This window comes from Pedobacter sp. AW31-3R (genome assembly GCF_052180285.1).
Lineage (GTDB): Bacteria > Bacteroidota > Bacteroidia > Sphingobacteriales > Sphingobacteriaceae > Pedobacter.
This window is the reverse complement of record NZ_CP197475.1, coordinates 1,909,999-1,921,899: the sequence shown is the minus strand read 5'-3', so window position 1 is coordinate 1,921,899 and position 11,901 is coordinate 1,909,999. Positions and strand designations below refer to the sequence as shown.

At 44.2% G+C, this 11,901-nt stretch carries 7 protein-coding genes; 2 read left to right on the top strand and 5 right to left on the bottom strand.

The annotated features are described in order from the left end of the window. Positions 1–33: 33 nt before the first annotated feature. The 4 genes from ACSBL2_RS07830 to ACSBL2_RS07815 form a co-directional block, all read right to left on the bottom strand. Positions 34–3,432, bottom strand: a complete 3,399-nt coding sequence (locus ACSBL2_RS07830; RefSeq protein ID WP_442591125.1) for a glycosyl hydrolase — start codon at positions 3,430–3,432, stop codon at positions 34–36. A 68-nt stretch (positions 3,433–3,500) separates the two neighbouring features. Continuing rightward, a complete protein-coding gene (locus ACSBL2_RS07825) occupies positions 3,501–5,963 on the bottom strand; it encodes a glycoside hydrolase family 2 TIM barrel-domain containing protein (protein ID WP_442591124.1) in 2,463 nt (820 codons plus the stop codon). A 3-nt stretch (positions 5,964–5,966) separates the two neighbouring features. Beyond that, positions 5,967–7,142: a glycosylase gene (locus ACSBL2_RS07820; protein WP_442591123.1), complete on the bottom strand. Its 1,176-nt coding sequence runs from the start codon at positions 7,140–7,142 to the stop codon at positions 5,967–5,969. Positions 7,143–7,149: 7 nt separating this feature from the next. After that, positions 7,150–9,885 carry a family 78 glycoside hydrolase catalytic domain gene (locus tag ACSBL2_RS07815; protein WP_442591122.1) on the bottom strand — a complete coding sequence of 912 codons (2,736 nt, stop codon included), beginning with the start codon at positions 9,883–9,885 and terminating at the stop codon, positions 7,150–7,152. Between the two features lie 343 nt (positions 9,886–10,228). Here ACSBL2_RS07815 and ACSBL2_RS07810 point away from each other — a divergent pair, with 343 nt between their 5' ends. Beyond that, positions 10,229–10,507: a type II toxin-antitoxin system HigB family toxin gene (locus ACSBL2_RS07810; RefSeq protein WP_442591121.1), complete on the top strand. Its 279-nt coding sequence runs from the start codon at positions 10,229–10,231 to the stop codon at positions 10,505–10,507. 26 nt (positions 10,508–10,533) lie between these two features. Continuing rightward, positions 10,534–10,926, top strand: coding sequence for a helix-turn-helix domain-containing protein (locus ACSBL2_RS07805; protein WP_442591120.1), 393 nt, complete (start codon positions 10,534–10,536; stop codon positions 10,924–10,926). A gap of 69 nt (positions 10,927–10,995) precedes the next feature. On the opposite strand, the gene ACSBL2_RS07800 is transcribed toward ACSBL2_RS07805, so the two are convergent. Then, positions 10,996–11,895 (bottom strand): sugar phosphate isomerase/epimerase family protein, encoded by a 900-nt coding sequence (locus tag ACSBL2_RS07800; RefSeq protein WP_442591119.1) that lies wholly within the window; start codon positions 11,893–11,895, stop codon positions 10,996–10,998. Between the last annotated feature and the right edge of the window lie 6 nt (positions 11,896–11,901).

Sequence of the window (11,901 nt, the reverse complement as noted above, 5' to 3'; positions counted from 1 at the left end):
GAAAAAGATAGCGGACAGGGTGACGGTGTTGATCTATAAATCTTCCACCATAAGTTTCACTGGCCCCAGCAGGCCTGCTTCTTCCAAAGGTTTCCCTTTCAAACGGAACGGAGCCGTAGTCTGTGTTATCCTTTTATTTTCAGGCAGCGCCTGATCAGCAATCAGCCTGTTCGCCCAGGTATTGGTGATGGCGATTTCAATAAGGTTATTTCCTTTTTTGAGTGTTTTGCCGATGTTCAGCCTGAATGGTGCGGTCCACAAGGTTCCACAACTTACACCATTCACTTTTACCTCAGCAAGATGCGCTATTTTGCCAAGGTCCAACCATACATTAGTCTTGATTTTTCCATCCCAGGTTATTGTTTTCGTATATACTGCAGTACCTGAATATCCGGCAATTGCCGGATCACTATTCTTTGACCAATCTGTCAGAGAATTAAAAATAACCGGTTGTTGTGGTCCGCCAAACGAGGGATCAAAGGCTACCTTCCAGCTTCCTTCAATCTCTTTAATAGATTTAAATACCTGCCAGTTCAGTTTTTTTCCTGCCTTTACCTTTTTAGTATCCCCGGCGTTTTGGGTATTACCGGCAGCCGGAACTTCAGCAGGCTTATCCTTAAAAATAACAAATACCGAAGCATTCGCCTCCAGTCGCACAGGAATTGTTGTACGGCCATTGTGATCACTAAAGCTTTTCAGCACAGTAGTCTGATTACTTACGGCATCATACAATTCTGGCCTCTTTCCAGTCACTCTGAATGAAAGCTCAAGATCGCGGCGGACAGCCTGCTGATTTGAGATAAAGTAGATCTCTTCTTCCCCATTTGTCCGGTGCGTCCAGGCTATATCATTTGTTTTTGGAACATCCCCATTACCACTATTGATCAAGACATCCGGCTGAAGATTCAGCGTACTAAAATCCGGCAAGGTATAAGGAGCCTGAATTACTTTTCCTTTCCCCAGTGTTTTAATCGCGGCATTACCCTCCCAGATTGCGGCAATGGTTTCCTTCATTTTCTTTTCAGTAGCCTCATCAACCACAGTAAAGCTGCCAACTGGGCGTTTTCCTAAAACCACCGTTGCACCCTCCTGAATGAGGCTGTACAGCTTCTGCAACACCTCATTGCTCATTAAGTCATCCTGCGGATTCATCTGATTATCTATCGGGAACACGAGCATGCCGTAATTGGCTCCTGAAGGAAACACCACGCGCCCATTGTTCACTACAGCACCGAGCAAAACATCTGTATTGAAAGAATCGTAAGCATATCCCTGAAGGGGATTTACCCAATCCCGTGTATCGGTAATATTGGCAGAGTTGATCACTCCTGCAGGAAACTCCCTCATGGGCTCTCCAATGTTCGCACGTCTTGTCTTTTCCTGTTCTACCCTTTCCTTCCCAAAAATGCCGGGCAATGTCCATACCAGCCTGTCCGGGAGCACTGAACGACGGGGTAATTCTTCGCCAATAAAAACGGCAATATCTGTTACAGGATGACCTTTCTGTAAAATCTCCTGGGTACGGGAAGCATAGTCAACCCAGGCTTTACCCGGTTTCCACCAGGTCTGGTCGCGCTGAAAATATAATCCAACACCGTCCAGGGTCATTCCCGGCTTACGGTCCGTCCAGGGATTCAGTGCGAATACGTGGTAGACCAGCTTATTGATCCCAAGGGCATAATTTCTGTCCTGCAGGGTCTTTAACATTCCAGGATGCTCATTCCAGGCCATCCTTACCGTAGTAAAAGCTTCCGCCTGAATAATGTTCTTACCATAAATATGGGCTCCTGAGATCGCATCCAGCATATCGTTGGGCTTATCATGGGTAGGGCTGTTCAGCCAGAACTCACCCATGGGCACATCCACTTTTTTATAATGCAGCAATCCATCGCTCAGCATCGTGGGTGCAACACTTTCGGCAGTAAAGACCAGTCCTTTCTCTTTCGCAAAACCGGCCAGGCTCGTATAAAAACGGTCAGCCACCAGCTCTGCTATAGTCTTTCTCACATCATAGAGTATCGCTTCCGTACGTGCAGCACTTTCTATCGGAATCCCTGCCATAACAGGCAAATAAGGAATGAGGTCATATCCCCGTCTTTTAAGAAATTCTTCCCGGAATACGGGCGACCAGTTCTGGCTTCCACACTCCCAGCTATCTACATGGAATATGCGGAGTACCTCTTTTGTCAGTTCAGGACCAGCCTGTCTCATCGCCTCTCCATACCACTTATCCAGCTGAAGCTGGATAGCCGCAGGGTTAAACTTATCCGCTTCCAGTCCCGCACCGGCTCCTCCGGTAGCATTGGTATGCCCTGTAGAAGTATGTCCGATTCTTAAAATCGTCCATTTTCCTTTCGGCGCTTTCCAGCTCAGCAGGCCCTCGGCATTCAGGTGGGCAGAAATATTGATCAGCTGGTCTTTGCGCAGGCATAATGCTGCAGGCAGCTGTTCCGGGGTAGACTTCCTGCTGACACGCCATACGGCACCACTTTTACTTTCGTACTGATCGATCCTGGGCTCAGCAGAGAGTTCAATACCCGTAACTTTAAGTGTTGTTTTCCATTTAGCGGCATCCAGATCTTCCGCACCGGGTTCAGCACCTGAAGGATCATAAATAAACCTGAAATACTTCGCTGTGGTAGGGACTATCGCATGGGTAACATTAGCATCCGTATCCTGCCAGCCATGGCGCGGAGGATGCAAACGGCCCAGTGACCTGAATGTGCGGCCATCATTGCTCACCTCTATCTTCAATCGATGCGCCTGATAATTATTCCCTCCCGTCCTGATCGTAATATTCCTGCAGGTAAATGCAGATTTAAACTCGTACTGAATCCAGCAAGGCTGATCAGTTTTGAATCCAGCTTTATTTCCGGGGATCACTAATGCCTGCGCATCTTTCTCCTTTTCTTTTAAACTTGTAGTGATTAGTGGAACCTGTATGGAAGTATGTTGATCTGATCCCGGCAATTCAGGATAGGCGTAAACAGCAATATCCTTATAATATCCTGCTATAGTTTCTGGCTGGGCCAATTTCATCTTTACCAGTTTTCCACCGGTAAGGGAAGACCTGACCGATACTACCTTCTGCATAGAAAGTTCAGGAGTAATCCATAGTCCTCCTGCCAGGGCAAAGCCATCACTCACATGCATTCCAAGCTGAAGGCCTAATCTTTTGGCTTCTGCGAAGGAGAACCGCATCATGTCCCACCATTCGGGACTTAGCTGTTCCACAGCCGGCTTAAATAAGGGTGGGTTAGAAGCCCCCTGTATAGGCATAAGGTAAGCCCCTCCTATTCCAGCTTCCTTCATTGCTTCCAGATCAGCCGTAATTCCTGCTTTGGAGACCCCTGCCTTGATCCAATACCAGAATACCCAGGGACGAGCATCAGGATTAATCCCCTCTTTAACCTGTCCAGAAATAGGGTTCATTTGAAAAAGAATCAGGAGAAGGAGGACACAAATTTTATCTCTCATTACAATGATGGCTAGTTGAATATTTATTTACTATTTAAACTAATCGCTGCGCCAGACAATCCTGCGGATTTTGCTTTCAACTGAATTGGGCCAGCTTTTCCGTTTGACTGAAGGATGACAAGGCATTTCCCTTTGAATGCTTTCCTGTAATTCGCTTTAAAAGGCTCATGACTGGCCTGATAACCATTATCTACTCCCGCAATTTCTGCTGGCCCTGTCACTTCAAAATTAATCAGCTGATCCGCATCGGGTACCATGTTACCTTTTTCATCGGTTACTTTTACAGTGATAAAAGAAAGGTCTTTACCATCTGCGCTAATCGCTGTACGATCGGCTTCCAATACAATTTTGAATGGTTTTCCCGCCGTTTCGATCACAGTTGACAACACCTCTTTACCTGCTTTGCGCGAAACGGCTTTCAATAGGCCCGCTTCATATTTTACTTTCCAGCTGACATGGAGATCCTTCTCCTTTTTCCTCGTCCCCAATGACTTTCCATTCAAAAAGAGTTCCACCTCATCGGCCTGGTTAAAATAGGCCCAGACATCTACCGTATCTCCGGAATTCCAGTTCCAGTGTGGAAACAGGTGGAGTACAGGCGTAGATGTCCATTCACTTTTGTACATATAATACACATCCTTCGGAAAACCCGCCAGGTCAACAATGCCATAATAAGAACTGCGTGCGGGATAAGGATAAGGTACAGGCTCCCCTATAAAATCAAAACCCGACCATACAAAAAGTCCGGCCAGAAAATCCCGTTTCTTCACTTCCAGCCAGGCCTTTTCATGGGTAGTTCCCCAATACGCAGCCGTATTGTCATAGGCTGAAGCCGTCCAGTCCGCACGGCCATTCAGAACAAACTTCTGCTTTCCACTTGACGGCCAGAACCTGAGCGTGTCTGAAGTATCGTAAATCCCACGGGTTTCCAGGGCTGATGTCGTTTCTGAGGCAATAAACTTTTGTCCCGGGAAGTTCAGCGGCAACAGATCATATTCCTCATACTTGTAATTAAAACCCATCACGTCCAGCACCTTTGCCTTGGCAATAAAGTTCTTGGCAGAATCAGTCTCTGTAAGGGCAGTCGTAACAGGCCTCGTTTTATCCAGGTTTTTCACCAGGGCTACCAGCTCCTGAACAATCGTTGTACCGGTACTGTCAAATTGTTCCCTGATCTCGTTACCAACACTCCACATGATCACCGAAGGATGGTTCCTGTCCCTTTTCACCATGTCTTCCAGATCTGCTTTATGCCATTTGCTGAAATCAAGCGAATAGTCGTATTTATTTTTCTTTTTCTTCCACATGTCAAATGCTTCGTCCATCACAAGGAAGCCCATACGGTCACACAGGTCCAGCAGCTCCGCAGCTGGCGGATTATGCGACATGCGAATGGCATTACAGCCCATATCTTTTAAGATTTCCAGCTGTCTTTCCATAGCCCGGACATTCACCGAGGCACCCAGTGCACCCAGATCATGGTGCATACAAACACCCAGGATTTTCAGCGCTTTCCCATTAAGGCGGAAACCTTTCCTGGCATCGAAATCAAAATACCGGATACCCAATGGAGTTTTGTATTCATCAAGCAATTGGTTGCCCTGCCTAATCCTCGTGACCAGCGTGTACTGGTATGGATTTTCCACCGACCATAATATGGGATTGTCCAGCTTGAACTGATGTTCAAGAGTGGTCAGCGAATCTTTTAACGTTTGTCTGGACATCATGCCCGCAACTTTTTTACCTTCGCTGTCCATTAAAGTCAATTCAATATTTACAGGAACGGCAGCAATCGCCTTTGATGAATTGGTATTCCGGGGATTTACATTTCTGGCACCCAAAGTATAATTCCTGATGGTCAGTTGCTGGTGTATCTTCGCCTGCCCATCAGAAACCTCCGGTGTGGTCACGAAAGTCCCCCAATGTGCCACAGCAATTTTACTCGTGGTAATCAACCTGACATTTCTGTAAATACCTGATCCGGAATACCACCTGGAATTCGGTTGTAAAGAATTATCTACTTTAACGGCAATCACATTATTTACCTTACCTGTTTTCAGGTAAGGTGTCAGCTCATACCTGAAAGAAGTATACCCGCTGGGCCGCTTTCCCAGGTAATGCCCATTGATCCAGACCTCACTGTTTCGGTACACTCCTCCAAAATCAATGTAAACTGTTTTATGAACAGCGGATGATGGGATACGGAAAGTTTTACGGTACCAGCCTGTTCCTCCGGGTAAAGCACCACCCGCATTTGTGGCCGGGTGCTCTTCTTTAAAATCCCCTTCAATACTCCAGTCGTGCGGCAAAGATAAATTCCTCCATTCGGTATCATTAAATGCAGTTTCATAAGCCCTGGATGGGTTTCCCAAAAGAAATTTCCAGCCCTGGTTAAAATCTGCAGTAATACGTACGGATCCTTGTCCAACAGCTGTACCAGCCGTCAGCAAAAGCATCAGCAAAAGGATATATTTGTGTTTATTCATGTCTTATTTCTTTTTTACAACAGCTGCAGGGGCAACAAAATTCACTGTACTCTGACCCAAATCTTTTGAGGTAGCCACTGCAATTCCTCTTTGTTCCGACTTATTGACCCCACAGTAATAGTGGTATACTACCCCATTATGTTTCAGGACAAATGACTTGTGTGCAAATACTTCATCATAGGGTGCTGAAGACTCAATCAGATTTTCCCCTTCCCAGTCGGTCCAGTTGACCAGGTCGGTCGATACGGCAAACCTGTTAAATCCACCTTTACGGTCCTGCCAGAAAGCACCAAAATAAAACATGACATATACATCACCGATTTTCTGGATGACTCCGTCGCCGGTAATCCCCACCGGATGATGTACCACCGGGTCAATATTATACCTTTTCCAGTTGACCATATCGTCAGATACAGCCATTCCAATCCGCTCAAACCAACGTGTCTTGATATTATTCCTGGCAGAATCCCCATTTGCATTATAATACATCACAAACTCATGGCCTGTCAGTTTCCTGTTATCCCTGATGATACTGCTTTTAAATAGCTTACGGTTTTCCCACCAGCGGATATCGGCATCTTTAGCCGTCAGCACAGGCTCTGCCAACCTTTCCCACTCATGGGGATTGCTGGGAGAAAGCTTTGTAAAGGCAATCCCGATAGACAGGTCACCCGCTTCATATCCTGTGGTATTGCCACCGAAATAAGACATCCAATACTTTCCTTTATAGGTTGGCCAGCTATAGTCCCCCCCCCATTGCATATCCTGCAAGGCAGGGTACCCCGCTTTCTGGTTCCCGTCCCAGCGTGTGGTATCAGAAAAAGAAAGAAGTTTTCCCTGGGTCTTCCAGTCCAGCAGGTTGCTACTTTCTGCCAGCCAGGTTTCATATCCCCTGCCGTCGAAAATAATATAGGTCATATACCACTTATTACCTTTACGGAATACGGTTGGGCAATCCAGTTTCTTATCATTTGATTCAGGTACCACCACCAATCCATATTTATAGGGGGTTTTTACTTCTTCGTAAATCGCCTTCATCTTTTCCGCAGCAATAGCTGTCGGGGTAATTTTAGTTTTAACACCGGCTTTCGGCCGACTTTGGGCATGCAACTTATCGGGAGTGAAAACAACAGTTAAACAACACATCATCAACCACAGGAGATACACACAAACTTTCATAGGGAACTTATTTTTTTAATACTTTAAACCGATACTTACCTGAGCCAGCAGAAATAACTGCACGGCCATTTTCATACACCACATTTTTTTGATCAAGGAGCTGGTTCCCCTCATAGATCCGGTCTGATTGGGCAGCGGGGAGATAAATTGTTGAGGTAGTATTCGCAGGAATAGCTACGGATAAATCAAACGCCCCATCATCATTTTTCCAGGCAGTGGCTACCTGTCCATAAGGTGAATGGTAACTGGTCTCCGCAGAATTTACTCCTTTCACCACTTCCGGATGGATTTTAATCGCTTTAAAAGCGACGGACTTCTCCTCTTGGCGAATTCCCCCTAGCCCACTGTAAAACCATTCCAACAAATGACCCAGCATAAAATGGTTATTGGAAACGGTCGGCAATGCCTGCCAGGATTCCGTTAATGCGGTTGCCCCATGTGCCAGCTGATAACCATATCCCGGCACATCATCACGGCTGTTCATCTCATAAATGAGGTCTGAATAACCTTCATCTTCCAGCACCCTCAATAAATAACGATATCCTATATCTCCTGAAGTTAAACTGCTATTGCGTTTTTTGATATCAGCTACAATATTGGCTACCACGGCCTTTTTATCTTCATGACTGACCAATTGCATATATACGGCCATTGCATTAGCGGTCTGACTGCCACCACCATAATTATTGGTTTTTGCATCAAAGAATTTTTTATTGAAAGACAGCTTTACTTCTTCAGCCATCTTTTTGTATTGCACAATATCCTGCTCCTGACCCATAATAGCGGCAATCTTTTGCATGATGTTCAGGTTATAATAATAAATAGCTGTTCCTGTCACACCCATAGGAGTTAACTGCGATACTCCCGGAGGATTTGGCCCCAGGTCATACCAATCACCTAAACCCTGGCTTAGTATATGGTCCTGAGCTTTGGACTGTAAATAACTGATATACTTTTTCATCATGGGATAAGCTTCACTTAATATTTTCTTATCCCCGTACCATTCATAAAAATACCAGGGCACAATTACGCTGCTGCTTCCCCATTCCGGAGAATCCCTGAACATGTCGCCACCCCAGGTAAACACCGTAAATTCGGGCGATATTTCCGGAATAAGACCATTTGCCACCTGCGCCATTTCCATGTCTTTAATAGATTTACCCAATAGATTCTGAACCTGGTAATTGTAGCGTACAGAACTTCCCATCAGGTGCAATTCTTCCAGCCAGCCCAGTTTCTCCCTATGCGGGCAATCGGTAAAAATACTGGCCATATTACTGCGGATTGCCCAATCTATCAATGTAGCAGTCTTGTTAAACAATACATTGTCACTTCTAAATGCCCCTGCCTGTTCCGCGGCATTCCGCGTGTGTAAACCACTGATTGCAACTGGTTGCAGGCCATCGACCTGTAAATAGCGGAATCCGTAGTAAGTAAACCGGGGTTCCCAGGTCTCCAGTCCGTCACCTTTCAGAATATAAGTGAAGTAAAAAGGGCTTCCAGTTGCTTTCTGGGTGACTGTACCATTGGTGTTGAGCAACTCCGAAGGAGTAACCCTTACGGTATCGCCCTTTTTTCCTTTTACGGAAATCCGGATGATACCCGACGAATTCTGTCCGAGATCATACACCCTGCTCCTGTTGCTGATCTCTGTGATTTGCTGCGGTTGAAATACTTCAAATACCTTCAGCGGATCGGCAGCCTGGGCATTCAGCTGTGGCGGACCGTTCGTGATGATACATCTTTTCCACCCCGCTTCGCCAAAGCCGGGAAGATCCCAGCCTTTTTTCTCTTTCGTGGCATCATAATCTTCCCCACCATATATACTTGAAAACGTGAGGGGACCGGGAGCAGATTTCCAGCTTTCATTGCTGATCATATCTTCTGAACTTCCGTCATTGTAGTTAATCTGCAGCCTGCAGATCATCTTTGGATAACCGTACTGGGTGAGTAACTTCCTGAAGCGTTTCTTTTGTTTTGGTATATAATAAAAACCGTTTCCAAGCATCACACCGAGGGCATTTTTTCCCGATTTCAGTTCATTCGTTACATCGAAAGGCACGTATAAAGCCTGTTTTTCATAGTTTGTCCAACCCGGATCGAGGAAATGATCCCCCACCTTTCTGCCATTAATCCGCAATTCAAAATGCCCCAGTCCCGAGATATAAAAAGTGGCCCTGCTTATTTTCTTTTTAATGCTGATTTCTTTCCGCAATAAGGGTAACACATCATTATTGGTTCCACCATTTTTATCTCTTTTTCCTTCATGAGAAGGTAATATACGTGCAGAATCCGCCATTACTTCATAAGCAATCCAACGGGCGCCCTTCCAGTCTTTTTGAGAGAAAAGCCCGGTTTGCCATTGCTGCACACTGCTCCAGCCGGAAGAATGGTTAAGGTTATCCCATACCATTACCTTCCAGTAATACATTTTTGCAGCACTGAGTGGTTTTCCTTTATAGACCACCTGGATGGAACCCGATGAACTTACCTTTCTGGAATCCCATATATTCCCTATGTTTTTCTTAAGCAGCGCAGGATTGTCTGATACCAGAATATGATAGGCTTCTTGCAGGACATTGCGCTGGTCTGATACCAGTTCCCAGCTCAGCCGGGGTTCAGCATTTTCAATTCCAACAGGATTAATCTTGTATTCACACCGAAGGTTTTCGGATTTTAGGAGCTGAGAATACCCTGTTAATGAGACTAAAAGCAAAGATAAAATCAGGAAAGACGATCGCATTCGTTTATTTTATAATATTTGGTTTATGGATAAACATAGATACAGCGAACCCTTCAATGATTAATCTACGATCTTACCAAGATTTTATAAAAACTTAGCAGCAGGAATTGACTGAAGAAAATACCCTTATGTAAGCAAATGCAAAATAAATACAAAAATAAAGTTGGCAAAAAACCAACCAAATGCATACATTTGCAGTAACTAAAAACAAGGTTCCATTCAGGAATCACAATAATTTAAAAAAAAATTAACTCTAATAATCAGGAAAGCATTATCATGTGTAAATCTAACAAACTAAGGACATCAGTAGTAAAACAACCTCCAAAGAATGACGATTATTTACATGAAAAAATTACAGGAATTTGCGTTTAAACATTCAGGTGCCGTAAAAAGTCTATCGGCATGGAAAACAATAGCACAAAAGGCCAAATGGAAAACGAATACAGATTTACTGAATGATTTTCCCACGGCAAAAACCATTAAGGGAAAAAGGGCACGTTTTAAAATATCCGGCAATAAATACCGGCTCATTGTAGAACTTGATTATGAAGATGAAATTGTTGAAATACGATTCATTGGAACACATCATGAATACGACAAAGTTGATGCAACAACAATATAATTAACGATCAAAAAGGAGACAGAACAATGAATAACAGAACATGGTTTCTCATCGAATCTGATAAAGAATATCAGCAATGTACGTTGAGGTATGAAGAAGTCAAACATGCTGAAAAAGGCACGATAGCACACAGGGAGAAATTACTGCTGGTACATTTGATCGCTGCATACGAAGAAAAATCCTGGACACTGCCCGAACTTGATCCGATAGCACTTATTAAAATAAGGATGAAAGATTTTGGGTACAAACCTTCAGATTTAGCTAAAGAATATGGAGATAAAGGAACAGTAAGTAAAGTATTGAACTATAAACAATCCCTTTCTCTCCTTATGATCCGTAAATTTAGTGAGCTCCTGCGTATTCCAGCCCAATACCTGATCAAAGAATATGAGTTAAAAACACCCGATACAACTACCTGAACTATATTTTTGATTTCCTCCTCCAATCTATACAGGTCATTGAAGAGGATGGATAAACCTGCCCTGGTATTATTGAAAAACAGATTTCAGGTAAGTGGTATTTGCCCCAAAATTTTCTTTCACGCTTTTCGGATTTTTCGCATCCCTGGATCTTTCAATGACAAGCCATCCTTTCCATTTCATCTCATCAAGTGCTGCTTTAACTTTATGCATGTCCAGTCTGGTATTGTGCTGAAGCCATACTCCATCTTCATCGGTACAATGGATCTGAATGATATGTTTCCTTCCCAGGATTTTCATTTCACGGATTAAGTCACGTCCTTCTTTTAATGGGTTAGAGAAATTAAAATAAATCTGAACTGCCGGAGAGCCGACATCCTTCAGGAGTTGCAGTTCCGCTGATGCCGGTAAAGAAGTTTCGATGCCTATCACTAACCCAGCCTTTTTTGCAAGCTTACCAATTACCTTTAAGCGTTCAACGATTGCAGGTCTGAGTTCAGGATTTTTCACCAGATCTCCCTGCGTTCCCAGTGGAAGAAAGGCAACTTTTACCTGCATTGCTTTCATGGTTTCCAGGCAATCTGAGACCATCCTTTCGTAGGTCGGCCTCAATGCAAATGATTGTGCATAAAAACCCGTCATTGCCAATGCACAGATCTCGATATTCAGTTCTTTTGCTTTGGCCATAAACTCTTGCCGGATCGCCGGATCGGCAAGTTTACTGTCAAAGGTTTCTCTTTTTCCTAATCCCCCCATATCCACTTCAACCCCATCAGCACCGATATCCTTCGTCAACTGTAAAGCACTTAATTTCTGTCGTTTCAGAATCATCAGGTCAATCACAGCAATTTTATACTGTTGTTTCTTTTTATCCTGAGCGGAAACGCTGGTCAATACACCTGAACAAAGTACAGTCAGGACAATTGCAGTAATTATGTTTATTGGCTTAGGGAAATTTAAGTGATTCATCTCGGC

Coding starts and splice junctions, on each gene's coding strand:
- ACSBL2_RS07830 (WP_442591125.1), bottom strand. CDS start 3,432: ATGAACCCTATTTCTGGACAGGTTAAAGAGGGGATTAATCCTGATGCT.
- ACSBL2_RS07825 (WP_442591124.1), bottom strand. CDS start 5,963: ATGAATAAACACAAATATATCCTTTTGCTGATGCTTTTGCTGACGGCT.
- ACSBL2_RS07820 (WP_442591123.1), bottom strand. CDS start 7,142: ATGAAAGTTTGTGTGTATCTCCTGTGGTTGATGATGTGTTGTTTAACT.
- ACSBL2_RS07815 (WP_442591122.1), bottom strand. CDS start 9,885: ATGCGATCGTCTTTCCTGATTTTATCTTTGCTTTTAGTCTCATTAACA.
- ACSBL2_RS07810 (WP_442591121.1), top strand. CDS start 10,229: ATGAAAAAATTACAGGAATTTGCGTTTAAACATTCAGGTGCCGTAAAA.
- ACSBL2_RS07805 (WP_442591120.1), top strand. CDS start 10,534: ATGAATAACAGAACATGGTTTCTCATCGAATCTGATAAAGAATATCAG.
- ACSBL2_RS07800 (WP_442591119.1), bottom strand. CDS start 11,895: ATGAATCACTTAAATTTCCCTAAGCCAATAAACATAATTACTGCAATT.